The organism is Actinomadura opuntiae (assembly GCF_030283205.1).
Taxonomy (GTDB): Bacteria; Actinomycetota; Actinomycetes; order Streptosporangiales; family Streptosporangiaceae; genus Spirillospora.
The window spans coordinates 181,101-199,205 of record NZ_JASNWF010000013.1; the positions used below are offsets into that span (position 1 = coordinate 181,101).

At 74.8% G+C, this 18,105-nt stretch carries 16 protein-coding genes; 5 read left to right on the top strand and 11 right to left on the bottom strand.

Annotated features, from left to right (window positions below; genetic code table 11):
• Positions 1–32 precede the first annotated feature (32 nt).
• A complete protein-coding gene (locus QP089_RS27675) occupies positions 33–3,335 on the bottom strand; it encodes an ATP-binding protein (RefSeq protein ID WP_285915266.1) in 3,303 nt (1,100 codons plus the stop codon).
• A 77-nt stretch (positions 3,336–3,412) separates the two neighbouring features.
• Entirely contained in the window at positions 3,413–5,542 is a 2,130-nt protein-coding gene (locus QP089_RS27680; protein WP_285915268.1) for an MMPL family transporter, read from the bottom strand.
• Positions 5,543–5,650: 108 nt separating this feature from the next.
• Here QP089_RS27680 and QP089_RS27685 point away from each other — a divergent pair, with 108 nt between their 5' ends.
• The gene (locus QP089_RS27685) at positions 5,651–5,983 is read left to right on the top strand and encodes a cytidine deaminase-like protein (RefSeq protein ID WP_285915270.1); all 333 of its coding nucleotides are present in this window, start codon (positions 5,651–5,653) and stop codon (positions 5,981–5,983) included.
• Positions 5,984–6,067: 84 nt separating this feature from the next.
• Here QP089_RS27685 and QP089_RS27690 read toward each other — a convergent pair whose 3' ends face one another.
• From QP089_RS27690 to QP089_RS27705, 4 genes are all read right to left on the bottom strand, one after another.
• Positions 6,068–7,354, bottom strand: coding sequence for a hemolysin family protein (locus tag QP089_RS27690; RefSeq protein ID WP_285915272.1), 1,287 nt, complete (start codon positions 7,352–7,354; stop codon positions 6,068–6,070).
• Positions 7,354–7,830 (bottom strand): rRNA maturation RNase YbeY, encoded by a 477-nt coding sequence (gene ybeY, locus QP089_RS27695; protein ID WP_285915274.1) that lies wholly within the window; start codon positions 7,828–7,830, stop codon positions 7,354–7,356. The genes QP089_RS27690 and ybeY overlap by 1 nt, the downstream gene beginning before the upstream one ends.
• On the bottom strand, positions 7,827–8,906 hold the full coding sequence (locus QP089_RS27700; RefSeq protein WP_285915275.1) for a PhoH family protein: 1,080 nt from the start codon (positions 8,904–8,906) through the stop codon (positions 7,827–7,829). Before QP089_RS27700 ends, ybeY begins: the two co-directional genes overlap by 4 nt.
• 190 nt (positions 8,907–9,096) lie before the next feature.
• The gene (locus QP089_RS27705) at positions 9,097–9,441 is read right to left on the bottom strand and encodes a histidine triad nucleotide-binding protein (RefSeq protein ID WP_285915277.1); all 345 of its coding nucleotides are present in this window, start codon (positions 9,439–9,441) and stop codon (positions 9,097–9,099) included.
• 300 nt (positions 9,442–9,741) lie between these two features.
• On the opposite strand from QP089_RS27705, the gene QP089_RS27710 reads away from it, so the two are divergent.
• Positions 9,742–10,329: a SigE family RNA polymerase sigma factor gene (locus QP089_RS27710; protein ID WP_151538426.1), complete on the top strand. Its 588-nt coding sequence runs from the start codon at positions 9,742–9,744 to the stop codon at positions 10,327–10,329.
• Positions 10,326–11,033, top strand: coding sequence for a hypothetical protein (locus QP089_RS27715; protein WP_285915280.1), 708 nt, complete (start codon positions 10,326–10,328; stop codon positions 11,031–11,033). Before QP089_RS27710 ends, QP089_RS27715 begins: the two co-directional genes overlap by 4 nt.
• Positions 11,034–11,064: 31 nt before the next feature.
• Here the strand turns inward: QP089_RS27715 and QP089_RS27720 are convergent, their stop codons facing one another.
• From QP089_RS27720 to hrcA, 3 genes are all read right to left on the bottom strand, one after another.
• Positions 11,065–11,796 carry a 16S rRNA (uracil(1498)-N(3))-methyltransferase gene (locus QP089_RS27720; protein WP_285915281.1) on the bottom strand — a complete coding sequence of 244 codons (732 nt, stop codon included), beginning with the start codon at positions 11,794–11,796 and terminating at the stop codon, positions 11,065–11,067.
• Between the two features lie 89 nt (positions 11,797–11,885).
• A complete protein-coding gene (dnaJ, locus tag QP089_RS27725) occupies positions 11,886–13,022 on the bottom strand; it encodes a molecular chaperone DnaJ (protein ID WP_285915283.1) in 1,137 nt (378 codons plus the stop codon).
• The gene (gene hrcA / locus QP089_RS27730; RefSeq protein WP_285915284.1) at positions 13,023–14,033 is read right to left on the bottom strand and encodes a heat-inducible transcriptional repressor HrcA; all 1,011 of its coding nucleotides are present in this window, start codon (positions 14,031–14,033) and stop codon (positions 13,023–13,025) included.
• Between the two features lie 188 nt (positions 14,034–14,221).
• Here hrcA and QP089_RS27735 point away from each other — a divergent pair, with 188 nt between their 5' ends.
• Positions 14,222–15,034, top strand: a complete 813-nt coding sequence (locus QP089_RS27735) for a DUF3097 domain-containing protein (protein WP_285915286.1) — start codon at positions 14,222–14,224, stop codon at positions 15,032–15,034.
• A gap of 198 nt (positions 15,035–15,232) precedes the next feature.
• On the opposite strand, the gene hemW is transcribed toward QP089_RS27735, so the two are convergent.
• Together hemW and QP089_RS27745 are read right to left on the bottom strand one after the other, a co-directional pair.
• Positions 15,233–16,441, bottom strand: coding sequence for a radical SAM family heme chaperone HemW (hemW, locus tag QP089_RS27740; protein ID WP_285915288.1), 1,209 nt, complete (start codon positions 16,439–16,441; stop codon positions 15,233–15,235).
• Positions 16,442–16,481: 40 nt separating this feature from the next.
• Complete coding sequence (locus tag QP089_RS27745) at positions 16,482–16,922, bottom strand: antitoxin YezG family protein (protein WP_285915290.1); 441 nt, start codon at positions 16,920–16,922, stop codon at positions 16,482–16,484.
• A 262-nt stretch (positions 16,923–17,184) separates the two neighbouring features.
• On the opposite strand from QP089_RS27745, the gene QP089_RS27750 reads away from it, so the two are divergent.
• Positions 17,185–18,099, top strand: a complete 915-nt coding sequence (locus QP089_RS27750) for a hypothetical protein (protein ID WP_285915291.1) — start codon at positions 17,185–17,187, stop codon at positions 18,097–18,099.
• Positions 18,100–18,105: the final 6 nt, after the last annotated feature.

The window sequence follows — 18,105 nt, forward strand, 5'->3', positions numbered from 1 at the left end:
CGCGCGCCTGATCGCCGGGGTGCGCCCGACGGTCAGGCCGTCCCTGGGCCGACACCCGTCAGCACCCTCATGACCTCGGCGGCCTTGCGGTCGTGGGCGGCGGCGGTCGCTTCGGGGAGGCCGAGGAAGCGGGCGAGGTCGGCGAGGACCTCGTCCACGGGGCCGATGGTGGCGACGGCGGTGGCGCCGCCGGTGACGTGCCCCTCGTACGGGAGCAGCGCGTCGTAGGTCTCGGCGGCGAGGGCGCGGTCGCCGAGCGCGAGGGCCCGGCGGGCGCGGATCGCCATGACCAGGTCGTAGAAGTAGTCGCGGCGGACCGGCGCGGTGTCGGCGGGGGCGGCGCGGCGGGCCTCGTCGAGGCGGCCGGCGGCGGCCAGCGCCAGGACGTGGATGTCGGAGGTCGCGGCGACGTGCGGCCACTGCGCGCGCAGCCAGGCGGTCTCGTCGACCAGTTCGCCCGCGCGCCCCTGGACGTACCGCAGGCAGAACGCGCCGACGAGCATCATGCCGCGCTCGCTGCTCCAGATGCCGGTCCGGCCGATGGCGCCGCCGACCTGCGTGTAGACCCGTTCCGCCTCGTCGTAGCGGGCGCCGAACGTGTGCGCGAGGCCGCCGTACCACTCGGCGATCATCGCGAGCAGCGGGAGGCCGTAGTGCTCGGCGAGCCGGCGGCCCTCGTCCAGGTGGCGGCGGGCGGCGGCGAGGTCGAGGGAGGCGACCTCGGTCTGCTGGAGCTGCAGGCGGGCGAGGACGAGGTAGCCGGGCAGGTCGTGCTCGGTCGCGAGGTCGAGGAGTTCGGCGGCGATGCGGCGGCGTTCGCGCAGGCCGTCGGCGGAGCGGTAGCCGTTGAGGTAGCCGCCGTTGAGCGCGGCGGCCAGCAGGGCGGGGTCGCCGAGCCCGCGGGCGGTCTCGACGGCCTCGCGGGCCGCCCTGGCGCCCCGGTCGTCCTGCTCGCCCTCCAGTTCGATCGCGAGGGTCGTCAGGAGGCGGGCGCGCAGCGCGGGGTCGTCGCCGGGCGAGCCTGCGAGGGCGTGCTCGGTCGCCTCGATGACCTCCCGGTCGAGGATCCCGTACTCGCGGCTGGTCCACAGGGTCGGCACGTCGAAGGCGACGATGATCCGGGCGAGGAGGCGGACGTCGCCGAGCGCGCGGGCGTCGGCGATGGCGCGGCGGCGGCGGTCCCGGGCGTCGACGACCTGCCCGGCCAGCGCGGTCGCGCGGATCGCGGCGGTCTCGATCTCCAGCCGTTCGCGGGCGGCGCCCTCGCCGCGGGCGCGCAGCGTCTCGGCGGCGCGGACCCACAGGTCGGCGGCGACGCGATGGGCGTAGCGGGCCTCGGCCGCCTCCGCCGCGAGCCGCGCGTACCGGACGGCCCGGTCGGGCGCCGTGCCGGACTCCAGGTAGTGGTGCGCGATGGCGGCGACCTCGTCGGGGCTGTGCCGTTCGAGGGCGGCGGCGACGCGGCCGTGCAGGCGGGTGCGGCGGGCGCTCGACAGGTCGGTGTAGAGGGTGTCGCGGACGAGGGCGTGCGCGAACCGCATGCGTCCGGGCGCGGGCTCGGTGACCAGGCCGGCGGCGAGGGCGGCGTCGACGGCGTCGATCACGGTGTCCTCGTCGCCGGACAGGTCGGTCAGCACGTCCAGGGCGGCGTCGCGGCCGGCGACGGCGGCGTCGCGCAGGACGGTCCGGGCGGGTTCGGGGAGCCGGGCGATGCGGCGGCGCAGCACGTCGCCGACGCCGGCGGGCACCCGGCGGGTCGCGGCGGGCAGGCCCTCGGCGGCGAGCAGCCGCGCGGTCTCCCGGGTGAAGAACGGGTTCCCGCCGGTCCGTTCGGCGATGGCGGACAGCTCCGCGTCGCCGAGCCGGGTGTCGCAGACGCCGCGGACCAGCGCGGCGACCTCGGCGGCCGACAGCCCGGGCAGCTCGATCCGGGCCGGCTCCCGCCGGGCCAGCGCGGCGAGCGCGCCGGCGAGCGGGCCCGGGACCTCGGTCTGCCGGAACGTCGCGGCGAGCAGGACGCGGCGGTCGCGGACCCGCCCGGCCAGCCAGGTGAGCAGCGCGAGGGTCTCCTCGTCCGCCCAGTGCAGGTCCTCGAGGACGAGCAGGAGCGGCCTGCCTTCGGCCAGCCCGGCGAGGTAGTCACCGGCGGCGAGATGCAGGCGGAACCGGCCGGCGCTGACGTCGGCGGCGCCGTGCCCGGTCGCGGCGTCGTCCAGCAGCGGGGCGAGGCGGACGGCCAGGGCGGCGGGGGGCGGGGCGGTGGCGGCGAGGTCGCGCAGCAGCTCGGCCCAGGGCCAGGCGGCGGGCGCTCCCCCGGTCTCCGGCGCGCGTCCCCACGCGCACGTCCAGCCCCGTCCGGCGAGCAGGCGGGCGAACCGCTCGGTGAGGGCCGTCTTGCCCATTCCGGCGTCGCCGCTGATGAGGACGGTGGTGCCGCGTCCGGCCTCGGCTTCGCGGGCCGCCTCGTCCAGCCGGGCCAGTTCCCGCTCCCGCCCGACGAACGGGGCGCCGGACGGCTCCGCGGCCGCCGCCCGCGCCACGTACCGGGCGGGCCGTTCCGCTCCGCCGCCGAGGTCCGGGGCCTGGGCGAGGATGCCGGCTTCGAGGTCGCGCAGGGCGGGGCCGGGGTCGACGCCGAGTTCCTCGGTGAGGGCGGCGCGGGCGCGGCGGAGCGCGGCGAGCGCGTCGCCCTGCCGTCCCGCTCGGTACAGGGCGAGGGCCAGGAGCCGCCACGCCTCCTCGCGCAGCGGGTGGGCGGCGGTGTGCGCCTCCAGGTCGGGGACGGCCTCGGCGGCGGTCCCGAGCGCGAGCATCGCCTCGGCGCGGCGCTCGACGGCGAGGCGGCGCCGCTCGTCGAGCCGGGCGGCCTCGGCGGCGGCCCACGGCAGCGCGGCGAACTCGGCGTAGGCGGGCCCGCGCCACTCGGCCAGCGCCGCCTCGGCGTCGCGGCGGGCCCCGGACGGGTCGCCGGCGTCCAGCAGCCGCGCGGCCCGGTCGATCAGCGCGTCGAACCGCCAGGCGTCGACGGCGTCGTCCGGCAGCCGCAGGGCGTACCCGGGCGGTTCGGTGACCAGGACGCGGGCGGGCGTGCGGGGCGGCCGTCCGGGTTCGAGGGCGCGGCGCAGGTGCGACACGAACGACTGCAGGCCGGCGGCGGCGTGCGGCGGCGCCGTGCCCGCCCACAGGTCGTCGACGAGCCGGTCCGCGGGGACCATGCGGCCGTGCGCCGCGGCGAGGCGCGCCAGCACCGAGCGCCGCCGGGGACCGCCCAGGTCGGTGGGCACGCCCGCGACGTGCACGGCGAACGTCCCGAGGACGCGGACGGCGGTGGTCATGGCCCGATCAGCCTAACCGGGCCGTGACCGCCGCCGTGATCCCCTGCCGGTCCGGTGCGAGCGGCGCCTCGGCGGCGTCAGCGCGCCGGCGCGGGCTCCCGCTCGCGTCCGGCGTCCGCCGGCTCGGCGCCGTGCAGGTCGATCTCCGGCAGCACGCGGGCGAGCGGCTTCGGCAGCCACCAGTTCGCCCGTCCGAGCAGCGCCATCGCGGCGGGCACCAGCACGAGCCGCACGACCGTCGCGTCCAGCGCGACCGCGACCGCGAGGCCCACCCCCATCTGCTTGATGACCAGGCCGGGGTCGGCGGCGAAGCCGAGGAAGACCGCGACCATGATCAGCGCGGCGCTGCTGATCACCCGGCCCGTGGCGGCCAGCCCGGACGACACCGAGCCGCGCGCGTCGCCGTGCCGCAGCCACTCCTCCCGGACCCGCGACAGCAGGAACACCTCGTAGTCCATCGACACCCCGAACAGCACCGCGAACATCGGCAGCAGGATCAGCGACGACACCGGCACGCCGTGCGGCAGCCCGAGCGGCCCCGCTCCCCAGCCCCACTGGAACACCGCCGTCAGCACCCCGTAGGCGGCGCCGATCGACAGCAGGTTCATCGCGGCGGCCTTCAGCGGCGCGACCAGCGACCGGAAGACGATCATCAGCATCACGAACGAGGTGGCGACGACCGCCCCGATCATCGGCCAGAGCCGGTCCGACAGCGAGCGCGACAGGTCCACGTACGCAGCGGTGAGCCCGGTGATCTCCGCGCCGGGCGGCAGGTCGCGGCCGCGGATCCGGTCGACGACGGCCGGCGCCCGCTCGTCCTGCGGCCCGTACTTCGGCGTGGCCACGAGGACGGCGGCGTCACGGCCCGGGGACAGCAGCGGCGGCGACACGCTCACCACCCCGTCGGTGCGGGCGATCCGCTCCCGCAGGGCGGGCAGCGTGCTCGCGTCGGCCTTCCGCAGGTCGACGGCGACGATCAGCGGGCCGTTGGCGCCGTCGCCGAACCCCTCGGCGACCAGGTCGTACGCCCGCCGGACGGTGTTGGACTCCGGCTCGCTGCTGGCGTCGCTCGGCCACGTGCGCATCCCGAGCGCGGGCGCCGCCAGCGTGATCATCAGGACGAGCCCGGCCAGCAGCCACGCCCACGGGCGGCGCCCGACATGCTCGGCCCAGCGCCGCACCCGCGGCGAGTCCGCGTGGATCGTCGCCCCGGGGGCCCGGTCGCGGCGGCGCAGCACCCGGCGTCCGGCCAGGCCCAGCACCGCGGGCAGCAGCGTGACGGCGCTCGCGACCGTGGCCGCCACGACGAGCCCGGTCGCGAACCCCATCGTCATGTAGACCGGGTTCCGCGACAGCACCAGCCCGCACAGCGCCAGCAGCACCGTGAACCCGGCGAAGATCACCGACTGGCCGGCGGTCGCGATCGCGCGTCCCGCCGCCTCGGGCACGTCCAGGCCCTCGGCCAGCCCCTCCCGGTGCCGGGTGAGGATGAACAGCGCGTAGTCGATCCCGACGCCCAGCCCCACCATGACCGCCAGCGTGGGCGCGGTCGTCGACACGTCGGTGAACGCGGCGAGCAGCGTGACCCCGGACACGCCGGCCCCGAGCCCGGCCAGCGCGACCACGAGCGGCAGCCCGGCCGCCACCACCGACCCGAACGCCAGGAACAGGACCACCAGCGCGGCCACGACCCCGACTCCTTCGGCGACGCCGCCCGGCGCGGTCACGTTCTCGGGCACCTGGCCGCCGAACTCCACCTGGTAGCCGGCGGCGTCGAGGTTCCGCGTCGCCGACTTCAGCCGGTCGACGCTCTCCTTCGGTGCCAGTTCGGTGACCTGCACCGAGTACCGGACGGTGAGCAGCGCGGTCCGCCCGTCCGGGCTCGGCTGCGCCGGATCCACCGCGCTGACATGCGGGAGCGTGCGCAGCCGCGCCCCCGCGACGGCCAGCGCCGCCCCGTCGACGCGGCCCGACTTCGCGTGCACCACGACCCGCGCGTCCGCGCCCGACAACGCGGGGAACCGCTCCTCCAGCAGGTCCCTCGCCTTCTGCGACCCGCTTCCGGACTGCGTGTAGTCATCGTGCAGCGCGCCCCCGGCGACGCCCGCAAGACCGGCCAGCGCGCCGACGAGGACCAGCCAGACGACGATGGACCGCCACGGCCGCAAGGCCGCTGCCTTGCCGAGGCGGTAGAGCAGGCGTGACATGGCCCTCCCCCAGAACGGTGTGATCCGACACCGCCCAGGGTCGTCCGCCCCGCTTGCCGCCCGGTTGCCGGTGACTTGCGGCCGCCGGCAAGGCCGTACGCTGGGCTCGTGAGCGAGCTGAACGCCGAGGACGCGAAGATCATCACCCTGGCCCGGTCGGCGCGGGCGCGCACGGGCGCCGCCGAGGGCGCCGCCGTCCGCGACGAGACGGGCCGCACCTACTCCGCCACGAGCGTGGACCTGCCGTCGCTGAAGCTGTCGGCCCTCAAGGTCGCCGTCGCGATGGCCGTCTCCAGCGGCGCCGAGGACCTCGAGGCCGCCGCCGTCGTCACCGCCGCCGAGACCGCCGACCCCGCCGACATCAGCGCCGTCCGCGACCTGGGCCCCAAGGCCCCCATCCTCGTAGCCGCCCCCACCGGCGACCTCCGCACAACCGTCTGACCCCCGGCCCGGCAGCTCGAACCTCAGCCGCCCGTTGACGGGGGTTCCAGGGGGTCGCCCCCTGGGAAAACACAACCCCCTGGGTCAGCCCAACCGGCGGACTAGAACCGTGCCGATGCGGTTGCGGCGGCCGGCTATGGTCTCGGCCTTGAGGGACAGGACGGGGGTCTCGCCTTCGGCGGGGCCGACCTCGGCGGTGGAGCCCTCGATCGGGACGCGGCCGAGGGCGTGCGCGAGCAGGCCGCCGACCGTCTCGACCTCCTCGGCGTCCAGTTCGACGTCGAACAGCTCGGCGAGGTCCTCCACCGGAAGGCGGGCGGTGACGCGGGCGGCGCCGTCGTCGAGCCAGGTCACCGGCGGGATCTCCACGTCGTACTCGTCGGTGATCTCGCCGACGATCTCCTCGAGGATGTCCTCGATGGTGACCAGGCCGGCGGTGCCGCCGTACTCGTCGATGACGACCGCGAGGTGGATCTGGCGGGCCTGCATCTCGCGGAGCAGCTCGTCGATCGGCTTGCTGTCGGGGACGTAGGTCGCGTCCCGCATGACCGAGCCGACCGTCTCGACGGTCTCCCGGCCGGGGTTCTCCTGGCTGCGGCGGACGACGTCCTTGAGGTAGGCGATGCCGACGACGTCGTCCTCGTTCTCGCCGACGACCGGGATGCGGGAGAAGCCGCTGCGCAGCGCCAGCGACATGGCCTGCCGAAGCGTCTTGCCGCGCTCGATGAACACGATGTCGGTGCGCGGCACCATCACCTCGCGGACGAGGGTGTCGCCCAGCTCGAACACCGAGTGGATCATCTGCCGCTCGTCCGGCTCGATCAGGCTGCGCTGCTCGGCGAGGTCGACCAGGTCGCGCAGCTCGGCCTCGGACGCGAAGGGTCCCTCGCGGAACCCGCGGCCCGGGGTGAGGGCGTTGCCGAGCGCGATCAGCAGCCGGGGCAGCGGCCCGAGCACCCGGGTGATCGGGTGGATCACCGCGGCGCCGGCCAGCGCGATCCGGCCGGCGTGCTGGATGCCGAGGGTGCGCGGCCCCACCCCGATGACGACGTAGCTGACCACGATCATGACCGCGGCGGCGACGACGTAGGCGCGCCACGTCTCGTCCAGCCACGAGATGCACAGGTCCGCGACGATCACCGTGGCGACCAGCTCGCAGCCGATCCGCAGCAGCAGGACCATGTTGACGTAGCGGGCCGGGTCGGCGACGACCTCGGCGAGCTTGCCGGCGCCGCGCCGGTTCTCCCGGACGAGTTCCTCGACGGTGACCCGGGAGACCCGGGCGAGCGCGGTCTCGGCGCCGGCCAGCAGGCCCGCCATCAGGACCAGGCCCACCGCCAGGGCGGACAGCCACCCCTGCGCGGTGCTCATCAGCGGCCGCGTTCCCCCCGCCAGGAGGCGAGCAGCCCGGCCTGCAGGCCGAACATCTCCTTGTGCTCCTCGGGCTCCGCGTGGTCGTAGCCGAGCAGGTGCAGGATGCCGTGCGCGGTCAGCAGCTCCAGCTCGGCCGCGGTGCCGTGCCCGGCCTCCTTCGCCTGCCGCTCGGCCACCGGCGGGCACAGCACGACGTCCCCGAGCAGGCCCGGGTCGGTCTCGCCGTCCTCGTCGGCGCCGCCGGACATGTGGCCGGGGCGCAGCTCGTCCATCGGGAACGACAGCACGTCGGTGGGGCCGGGCTCGTCCATCCACTTCTCGTGCAGCTCGGTCATCGCGTCCTCGTCGACGAGCAGGATCGACAGCTCGGCGAGGGGGTGCACGCGCATCCCGTCCAGGACGTGGCGGGCGAGGCCGGCGAGGTTCTCCTCGTCGACCTCGACGCCGGACTCGTTCAGCACCTCGATGCTCACTGCCGCCCCCGCTTGCGCGGCGCGCCGCGGCCGCCGGCGCCCTGCTTCAGCTCCGGCACCCGCGCCTCGTCGTAGCGGTTGTAGGCGTCGACGATGTCGGTCACCAGCTTGTGCCGGACGACGTCGTGGCTGTTCAGCCGGGAGAAGTGGATGTCCTCGACGCCGTCCAGGATGTCCTGGACGACGCGCAGCCCGCTCAGCTGCCCGTTCGGCAGGTCGACCTGGGTGACGTCGCCGGTCACCACGACCTTCGACCCGAACCCGAGCCGGGTGAGGAACATCTTCATCTGCTCGGGCGAGGTGTTCTGCGCCTCGTCCAGGATGATGAACGAGTCGTTCAGCGTCCGGCCGCGCATGTACGCCAGGGGGGCGACCTCGATGGTGCCGGCGGCCATCAGGCGCGGGATCGAGTCGGGGTCGACCATGTCGTGCAGCGCGTCGTACAGCGGCCGCAGGTACGGGTCGATCTTCTCGTAGAGCGTGCCGGGCAGGAAGCCGAGCCGCTCGCCCGCCTCGACCGCCGGGCGCGTCAGGATGATCCGGTTGACCTTCTTGTCCTGCAGCGCGCGGACGGCCTTGGCCATCGCCAGGTAGGTCTTGCCGGTGCCCGCGGGGCCGATGCCGAACACGATCGTGTGCTTGTCGATCGCGTCGACGTAGCGGCGCTGGTTCAGCGTCTTCGGGCGGATGGTGCGGCCCCGGCTGGACAGCACGTCCAGGGTGAGGACCTCCGCCGGGCGCTCGCCGCCCTCGCCGCGCAGCATCGCCAGGCTGCGCTCGACCGCGTCGGGGGTGAGCTGGGTGCCGTTCTTGAGCAGCTCGAGCATCTCGGTGAACAGCCGGGACGCCAGATCGGTCTGCTCCTGCGGGCCGGTCACGGTGATCTCGTTGCCGCGGACGTGCACGTCGACGTCGCTGCCGAAGGCGCGCTCGACCGCGTGCAGCAGCTCGTCCCGCGAGCCCAGCAGGCTCACCATCGAATGGTCGTCCGGCACCACGATCTTGATCTGGGAGCGCGCGCCCGCACGGTCGTCGCGCCCGGTACGAGTTGACCTCGTGTGAGTTGATTCGACCATCAGCCGGGCCTTGCGGCCTCTCCGACCTGCCTTCTGTTCGCTCCGGGTGTCCAGGGTTGCGTTTCCATGGTACTGGGACCCCCCGACGGAACGCCGCCGCTTTTGCGCGCGCCCGCCGCGGCGCCCGCGGGACCGGCGCGGGCCGGCCGGACCTCGGTCGGTCGGCCCGGCCGGGCGGCCGGGCGGGCGGTCAGCCGGGCGGCCAGTTCAGGCCACGCCCGCCGAGCACGTGCGCGTGCACGTGGAAGACGGTCTGGCCGGCCTGGGCGCCGGTGTTGAAGACGATCCGGTAGCCGGTGCCGTCGATCCCCTCGTCCACCGCGACCCGGTGCGCCTCGCCGAGCACCTCGGCCAGCAGCGCCGGGTCGGCGGCGGCCAGCTCGGCGGCCGTGGGGTGGTGGTCCTTGGGGATGACCAGCACGTGCGTGGGCGCCTGCGGGTTGATGTCGCGGAACGCCAGCACGCGCGCGGAGTCCCGGACGACCTTGGCGGGCACGTCCCCGGAAACGATCTTGCAGAACAGGCAGTCGGTCATCTGTCTCCCCTCACGGCGGCCCTGGCCGCGTCCGAGATCCTATCGAGACCACCGCGGGGATGGCCCGCGACGCCCCAAGATCGCTAATGTTTCCGGCGTCGATCTCCGGTTGTCGAGCCGCATTCCGACCGGCCACTGGTTAAGGTTGTCAACTCAGGGCGTACCCCCCGGTCCGAGGGCGTTGCCGCGCGCTCGCGCGGGTGGGGGAAACCCGATTCGATGCCGGTCCGAACGGCTCGCCCGAATGGGCGGCCCGGGGGCGGTGAAGGCGGCGGATAGGTGACCGAGGTCCTCAAGAACATGCCCTTTCGTAAACCCAACGGCGAGGGTGCGCGTCCCACTGACGTGACCGAGACCCTCGTGGCCAGGGGAACGGCGGGGGCCGTGGCCGTCGCCTGGGACGCCGATCAGGCGGTGACCGCGCTCTACAGCGCCAACTACCGCTCGCTCGTGCGTCTCGCCGCCATGCTCGTGCGCGACTCCGGGACGGCCGAGGAGGTCGTCCAGGACGCGTTCGTGGCGATGCACGGCGGCTGGCGCCGCCTGCGCGACCCCGACAAGGCCCTGTCCTACCTGCGCCAGTCCGTGGTCAACCGGTCGCGATCGGTGCTGCGGCACCGCGCCGTCGTCGAGAAGTACGCCCCGAAGGGGCTGCCGGACGCGCCGAGCGCGGAGGCCGGAGCGATCGGCGAGCTGGAACGCTCGGCGGTGATCGACGCGCTCTCCCGCCTCCCCGCCCGCCAGCGGGAGGCGCTCGTGCTCCGCTACTACGCCGATCTGTCCGAAGCGGAGATCGCCAACGCCATGGGCATCTCCCGCGGCGCCGTGAAGAGTCATACGGCGCGCGGCATGACCGCGCTACGCAACGTCCTGGAGCAGTTCTCATGACCACCGACCCCCACGACGAGCACGGCGAGATCCTCCGCCGCGCCCTGCACGCGGAGGCGGACTCGGTCACCCCCGCCGACGACGGCCTGGAGCGCATCCGGGCCCGCATCGCCGACCCGCGCCGCCGGCGCTGGTTCGGCCTGGAACGGTTCGGCACGGCCTGGTACGGCCTGGACCGGTTCGCCCTGACCTGGGCGCGGCCCGCGCTCGCCGTGGCCGCGGCCGTGGCCATAGCCGGCCTCGGCGTGACCGCGCCGCACACGATCGACCTGATCCAGCATTCGGTCGGCAGTAACGGGCCGTCGGACAACGACCGCAACGCCCACGCCGGCGACCACGTCGACTCCCAGGGCAATCCCGTCGTGCCCGGCTCGCCCCGGGCTTCGCAGCCCGACGCGTCGGGGTCGCCGAGCACGTCGGCCTCGTCGTCGCCGACGACCTCGACCGGGCCGACGCCGTGCGGTTCCCCGTCCGCGGGCACCGGCGCGAAGGCGTCCGGGTCCGGCTCGTCGTCCAGGGGCGGCGCGAAGGCGTCCGCCTCGCCGTGCCCGAGCGGCAGCCCGACCACGAGCCCGACGCCGACGCAGACGCCGACGACGCCCCCGCCGTCCACGCCGACGCAGCCGACCGAGCAGCCGACGCCGCCCGCCAGCTCCACCCCGGCCACCACCGCCGACCAGGGGGCCGGCGCCTCCGCCCCCTGACCGGCCCGGCCCGCGCCCGGCCGGGCGCGGGTCACCAGCGGCCGGTGGCGGCCATCAGCACGGACGCGGCGGCGACCCCGGCGGTCGAGGTGCGCAGGACGGTCGGGCCGAGCCGGACCGTCCGCGCGCCCGCGGCCGCGAAACGTTCGAGCTCGTCCTCGGCGATCCCGCCCTCGGGGCCGACCACCAGGACGATGTCGCCCTCGGCGGGCGGCCGCACGGCGCTGAGCCGCTCCTCCGCGTCCTCGTGCAGGACGAGCGCGAGCGGCGCGGCGGCGATCCGCGCGGCGACGTCGGCGGTGGCCGCCAGGTCCGCCACCTGCGGCAGCCGGCTGCGGCGGGCCTGCTTGGCGGCCTCCCGGGCCGTGCCGCGCCACCGCCCGAGCGCCTTCTCGCGGCGTTCCGGGCGCCACTGGGTGACGCACCGGGCCGCCGCCCACGGGACGATCTCGTCGATGCCGGCCTCGGTCATGGTCTCCACCGCGAGCTCGCCCCGGTCGCCCTTCGGCAGCGCCTGGACGACGACCAGGCGGGGCGAGGGCGCCGGCTCGACGCGGCGGGCCAGCACGTCCAGGGTCAGGGCCGCGCGGTCGGCGGCGGCGACGACGCACTCGGCGAGCAGCCCGTCCCCGTCGGTCAGGTCGACCCGCTCACCGGGCCGCAGCCGACGCACGGCCGCGGCGTGCCGGCCCTCGGCGCCGTCTAGCACGACCCGGTCGGCGCGCAGCCGGCCGGGATCGGCGAGGAACACCGGCGGGCTCATCCCGCTCCTCCCGGGCCGCCGCCCGCGCGCCCGCCGGCGGCCGGCGGCGTGCCGTCGCGGCCCTCCTGGTAGGCCGACACCGTGGCTCTTCAGTGCTGGTTGAACACGTCCCGCAGGCGCGAGAACATGCCGCGCTGCCCCGGCGCGAACTTGCCGGGCGGGCGCTCCTCGCCGCGGAGCGCGGCGAGCCGGCGCAGCAGTTCCTCCTGCTCCTCGTCGAGCCGGTTCGGCGTCTCCACGTTCACGTGGATCATCAGGTCGCCGCGGCCGGACTCGTTGAGGTGCCGCACGCCCCGGTTGTAGAGCGTGATGACCTGGCCGGACTGGGTGCCGGGCTTGATGTCGACCTCCTCGGCGGCGTCCAGCGTCTCGATCGTGACGCTGGTGCCGAGCGCGGCGGCGGTCATCGGGATCTCGACCGTGCAGTGCAGGTCGTCGCCCTCCCGCTCGAAGATCGGGTGCGGCTTCTCGGCGATCTCCAGGAACAGGTCGCCGGGCGGGCCGCCGCCCGGGCCGACCTCGCCCTCGCCGGCCAGCTGGATGTGGATGCCGTTCTCCACGCCCGCCGGGATCTTGACCTTGACGGTGCGCCGGGTGCGGACCCGGCCGTCGCCGGAGCACTCGGTGCACGGGTGCCGGATCACCGAGCCGAACCCGCCGCAGGCGGGGCACGGCCGGGCGGTCATGACCTGGCCGAGGAAGGAGCGCTGCACCTGCTGCACCTCGCCGCGGCCGTGGCAGGTCTCGCAGGTCTCCGGGTGCGTGCCGGGCGCGCAGCCGGACCCCTCGCAGGTGGTGCAGGCGACCGCGGTGTCGATGGACAGCTCGCGGGTCGTCCCGAACGCCGTCTCCGCCAGGTCCAGCTCGACGCGCAGCGTCGCGTTGCGGCCGCGGCGCGCCCGCGAGCGCGGGCCGCGCGAGGTCGCGGTGCCGAAGAAGGCGTCCATGATGTCGCTGAACGGGAACCCCGCGCCGCCGAAGCCGCCGGCGCCCGCCCCCGCGCCGCCCGGCGCGAACGGGTCCGCGCCGAGGTCGTACATCTCGCGCTTCCTGGGGTCGGAGAGCACCTCGTAGGCCTGGGTGATCTCCTTGAACTTCTCCTGCGTCTCCGGGTCGGGGTTGACGTCCGGGTGCAGCTCGCGGGCGAGCCGCCGGTACGCCTTCTTGACCTCGTCGGCGCTGGCGTCCCGGCGGACGCCGAGGGTCGCGTAGTAGTCGTTGGCCACTTACGACCCCGCCAGGATCTGTCCCACGTAGCGTGCCACTGCCCGTACCGCTCCCATCGTGCCGGGGTAGTCCATGCGTGTCGGCCCGAGTACGCCGAGCCGGGCCAGGGTGAGGTCGCCGACGCCGTAGTCGGCGGCGACGACCGAGGTCGATCGGAGCCCCTCGTCGGGGTTCTCGGTGCCGATCCGCACCGTAAGAGTAGAGGAGTCGCCGGTCTCGCCGAGCAGCCGCATGAGCACGACCTGTTCCTCCAACGCCACCAGCACCTCCCGCAGGCTCTGGGAGAAGTCGACCGCGGCCAGGTTCGCCGCCCCGGCGAAGACGATCTTCTCCTCGTGGTTCTCGACGAGCGTCTCCAGCAGGACCGACAGGACCGCGGCGGCGACCGGACGCTCGTCCGGGTCCACCTTGTCCGGCAGGTCCGCCACGGCCGACGGCACGTCGCCGAAGCCCAGCCCGTCCAGGCACGTGTTGAGCAACGCCCGCAGGTGCCCCACCGATTCCTCGGAGATCTTCCCGGTCTCGATGACGCGCTGCTCCACCCGGCCGGTGTTGGTGATCAGCACCAGCAGCAGCCGGCCCTCGGCGACCGGGACCAGCTCCACGTGCCGCACCGACGAGCGGGTCAGCGACGGGTACTGCACGACCGCGACCTGCCGCGTCAGCTGCGCCAGCAGCCGGACGGTGCGGCCGACGATGTCGTCCAGGTCGTAGGCGCCGGACAGGAACGTCTCGATCGCGCGGCGCTCGGCGATCGACAGCGGCTTGATCGTGGACAGCCGGTCGACGAACAGCCGGTATCCCTTGTCGGTGGGGACGCGCCCCGCGCTGGTGTGCGGCTGGGCGATGTACCCCTGCTCCTCCAGGACCGCCATGTCGTTGCGGATGGTGGCCGAGGACACTCCGAGGTTGTGCCGGTCCACGAGCGCCTTGGAGCCCACCGGCTCGTTCGTGGAGACGTAGTCCTCGACTATGGCGCGCAGTACCGCGAGCTTCCGGTCGTCAAGCACCCGGTCACCTCCTTCTGCACCTTCCACAGGTCCTCACGTCCAGGTATACCGCCGCCGGGGCGTTGCTGGCACTCCGAAGTTCCGAGTGCCAAGTGTACGGCCCGGCGGGGACGTTCCGGGGGTCCGCGGCCGTCCGTGCCCGGGCGCGCGGCTGCGTGATCTTATCCCGGCCGTTAGGGTGCGGAACCGTGCGGAGCGACAACTACGGAAACGACGTGCTCGCCGGCGACTGGCGCCGCCCCCGCAAGGGGCAGATCCCGGAGGTCCCGGCCGAATCCGGCCTGGTCGCCGAGGACCCCGACAGCGGCTTCTGCGGCGCCGTCGTCGGCTGCGACAAGTTCGGCGTCACGCTGGAGGACCGGTTCGGCAAGCGCCGCGTGTTCCCGCTCACCAAGGCCGGGTTCCTGATCGACGGCAAGCCGGTCACCCTCGTCCGGCCGGCCGCCGCGCCCACCGGGCCCGCCCGCTCGGCCTCGGGGTCGATCGCCGTGCAGGGGCTGCGCGCGCAGGTCGCCAAGGAGAGCCGGATCTACGTCGAGGGCCTCCACGACGCCGAGCTGGTGGAGAAGATCTGGGGCCACGACCTGCGCGTCGAGGGCGTCGTCGTCGAGTACCTGGAGGGCGTGGACGATCTGCCCGCCATCGTCGAGGAGTTCGCCCCCGAGGAGGGCCGCCGCCTCGGCGTCCTGGTCGACCACCTCGTGGAGGGGTCCAAGGAGAGCCGGATCGCCGCGCAGGTGTCCTCCCCGCACGTCCTGGTGACGGGCCACCCGTTCATCGACATCTGGGAGGCCGTCAAGCCCGCCGCCGTCGGCATCCCCGCCTGGCCCCGCGTCCCCCGCGGCATCCCGTGGAAGGAAGTCGTCGTCGAAGCGCTCGGCTGGGACTGCGAGACGGGCGCGGCCTGGAAACGCATCCTCGGCTCCGTCAACGCCTACACCGACCTCGAACCCGCCCTGCTCGGCAGGGTGGAGGAGCTGATCGACTTCGTTACGTGTTAGTCCAGGGGGGCGACCCCCTGGAACCCCCGTTGCGACCGACAGGCTGTTTCGCCACTCCGCTGGCGCTCCGTGGCGAAACAGCCTGTCGGTCGGCGGGCAGGCCCGCTCCGCTCGCTGCGCTCGCTCCGCGTGCCTGCCCGTGGCCGGCGGCTGAGCTTCAAGCTTTCAGGCGCCCCTGGAAGCCCCTCGACGGTCAGGTCAGGTCAGGTCTCGGGTTAGGGCGTCGGCTAGGAGGCGGCCTTGGCGGGTGAGGACGGCGCGGCCTTGCTCGTAGGGGGACGGGGCGAGGAGGCCGTCGGCGATGGCGCGCCGGACGGCGGCGTCGTCCAGGAGGTCGGTGGGGCAGCCGTCGGCTAGGCGGAGTTCGAGCATGATGCGCTCGATGCGGCGGTCGTCGGCGCCGAGGATCTCGCGCGCGTGCGCGGGCGTGGTGCCCTCGGCCAGGCGGGCGGCGTAGGCGGCGGGGTGCTTGACGTTCCACCAGCGGGTGCCGCCGACGTGGCTGTGGGCGCCCGGGCCGACGCCCCACCAGTCCGCGCCCGTCCAGTACAGGAGGTTGTGGCGGCAGGCGGCCTCGGGCGCGGCGGCCCAGTTGGAGATCTCGTACCAGTGCAGGCCGTGCGCGCTGAGGAGTTCGTCGGCGATCAGATAGCGGTCGGCCATGGCGTCGTCGTCCGGGGCGGCGAGTTCACCACGACGGACCTGCGCCGCCAGGCGCGTGCCCTCTTCGACGATGAGCGCGTAGGCGGACACGTGGTCGGGGTCGCATTCGAGGGCGGCCTCCAAGGACGCGCGCCAGTCGTCGTCCGTCTCCCCCGGCGTCCCGTAGATGAGGTCGAGGTTGACGTGCTCGAAGCCCGCCTTGCGCGTCCAGTCGACGACCTGCGGAACGCGGCCGGGCGTATGGGTGCGCTCCAAGACGGCCAGGACGTGCTCGCGCGCGCTCTGCATGCCGTAGGAGACGCGTGTGAAACCGACTTCGCGGAGCTTCGCCACGTACGCCTCGTCCACCGATTCGGGGTTGGCCTCGGTGGTGACCTCGGCGCCGGGGGCGAGACCGAATTCGGTGTCGATGGCCGTGAGGACGCGCCCCAGGTCGTCCGGTGAGAGCAGGGTCGGTGTGCCGCCGCCTACGAAGACCGTCTCGACGGGGAGGTCCGCGTCGCCGAGCACCTTGCGGGCCATGCGGATTTCGGCGATGGCGGTGTCGGCATAGGAGTCGCGGCTGGCGCCCGGCCCGAGTTCGGTGGCGGTGTAGGTGTTGAAGTCGCAGTATCCGCAGCGCGTCACGCAGAACGGGACGTGCACGTAGAACGCGAACGGCCGTGTGCCCAGGCCGTGCAGGGCGCTGCGGGGCAGCGCGCCGTCGGCGGGTACGGGATCACCGTCGGGCAGCGTGGAGGGCACCTCTACAGTCTGCCGCGCCCGGCCGGATGGTCCGGCCGTGTCAGGCCTCGTCGAGCTTGCGGCGGAGCCAGCCGGGGATGTGCGCGTCGGTGCGGGGGAAGCGGTCCAGGTCCAGCGCGTAGGCGGACGGCGTGAGCGGCGGGGTGAAGTCGGGTTCGCCGTCGTAGTCGAACTCGGCGCTGAACCGGCCGGAGCGCTCGATCTCCAGCCGGGCGGTGAACCAGGCGCCCTTGCCCCGCCGGTACATGACGCGGCGCAGCTCGTCCATCTTGCCGACGGCCTGGCCAGGCGGGGTGGCCTTGCGGCGCTCGCCGTCGGCGCCCTCGACCTCGAAGGAGGCGCTGTCGATGCCGACGGTGGCGCGGAACTCGAAGCCGAGCCGCTCCCAGCCCTGGGGTGCGGCCGACCGCAGGGCGCGCACGGCGCCGTTCACGGTCTCGCGCTCCTGCGGGGAGCGCAGGACCTGCTCGGAGTGGGGCACGCTCGAACCTCCGGTACCGTCGTGGCCGCTCGTCCCGGCGGAGGCCGGACCCGCGCGGTGCGGGGCCGTCCCCCGGGGAAGCACTGCCCCCGACCGTACCGACATCCGCGCCGGGATCGAGCAGCGCCGGCCGTGTCGCGGCGAAACCGCCGGCCGCCGCCACCGCCCAGCCGGGACGATCTTGGTCGAGCCGGGCGCCGGGGACGGCGGCGCGGGCCGCAATGACGCATGCCGCCCCTCTTGGGCGGATAGGGTCGTCCGAATGCGGAACGAGGGGCCGGTGGACTGGGGGCGCGTGCCCGCGCGGGTACTGCTGCGCGGCGGCCCGGACGGGTGGCACTACGTCGTCGTGGACGACAAGGGCGCGGAGCGGCGCACCGCGTTCGACGTCCCCGGCACCCGCTGGCAGACCGGCGGGCGCCGCGACCCCGAACCGCCATGGTGGCCGCGCCGGCTCGGCGAGACGGCCGAGGGGCTGCGCGCCGTGATCGCCGAGCGGCTCACCGACGCGACCTTCGGCGACCTCGGCGCGGAGGCCGCCATCACCTGGTTCGCGGTCGACGACCCGGTGGAGTGGGAGGGCCTGGTCACGCTGCGGGAGGCCGATCCGGCGCGGTTCCCGGGACGGGTCGCGCCGTTCGTGATCACGCTGGAGCCGGGGCGCGGGGCCGTGCTCCCGGACGCCCACCTGCTGTTCAGCACGCCGGCGCCGGACGCCTGGGCGACCCTCGCCGCGGTCGCCGAGCGGTGCGGGACGCCGCCGCCGAGGGCGCAGTTCCTGTGCGGGTGGGCCGATCACCGCAGCGTCCGGGTGGGGCGCGGGATGCTGTCGCTGTCGACCGAGCGGTCCGCGACCGGCGCCGAGCGGGTCGCGGAGATCTGCGGGACGCGCCGGCCCGGCTGGAGCGGCAACCCGGAGATGCGGTTCCGGCTGGACGGGATCGACCTGCTGGACGAGCCGTCCGGGGACGTGACCGCGCTGCTGGCCGAGCTGGGGCACGAGGTCGTGCGGCGGGGACGGGCGGTGCGGCTGCCCGCGCTGGGGCTCACGCTCCACGAGCCGGACGACCGCGCCGCGGGCCGTTCCGCCGTCCGGCACGAGGACGGGCCGTCGCGGTTCGCGGGCGTGTCGCTGCAGCTCCCGGCCTCCCTGGCCCCGCTGTGGAGCACCGCCTGAGCCAGC

Bases quoted from the DNA above. Each gene is read 5' to 3' on its own strand.
- QP089_RS27715 (WP_285915280.1), top strand. From the start codon at position 10,326: ATGACCACCGACCCCCACGACGAGCACGGCGAGATCCTCCGCCGCGCC.
- QP089_RS27710 (WP_151538426.1), top strand. From the start codon at position 9,742: ATGCCCTTTCGTAAACCCAACGGCGAGGGTGCGCGTCCCACTGACGTG.
- QP089_RS27720 (WP_285915281.1), bottom strand. From the start codon at position 11,796: ATGAGCCCGCCGGTGTTCCTCGCCGATCCCGGCCGGCTGCGCGCCGAC.
- QP089_RS27705 (WP_285915277.1), bottom strand. From the start codon at position 9,441: ATGACCGACTGCCTGTTCTGCAAGATCGTTTCCGGGGACGTGCCCGCC.
- QP089_RS27750 (WP_285915291.1), top strand. From the start codon at position 17,185: ATGCGGAACGAGGGGCCGGTGGACTGGGGGCGCGTGCCCGCGCGGGTA.
- QP089_RS27680 (WP_285915268.1), bottom strand. From the start codon at position 5,542: ATGTCACGCCTGCTCTACCGCCTCGGCAAGGCAGCGGCCTTGCGGCCG.
- QP089_RS27700 (WP_285915275.1), bottom strand. From the start codon at position 8,906: ATGGTCGAATCAACTCACACGAGGTCAACTCGTACCGGGCGCGACGAC.
- QP089_RS27690 (WP_285915272.1), bottom strand. From the start codon at position 7,354: ATGAGCACCGCGCAGGGGTGGCTGTCCGCCCTGGCGGTGGGCCTGGTC.
- QP089_RS27675 (WP_285915266.1), bottom strand. From the start codon at position 3,335: ATGACCACCGCCGTCCGCGTCCTCGGGACGTTCGCCGTGCACGTCGCG.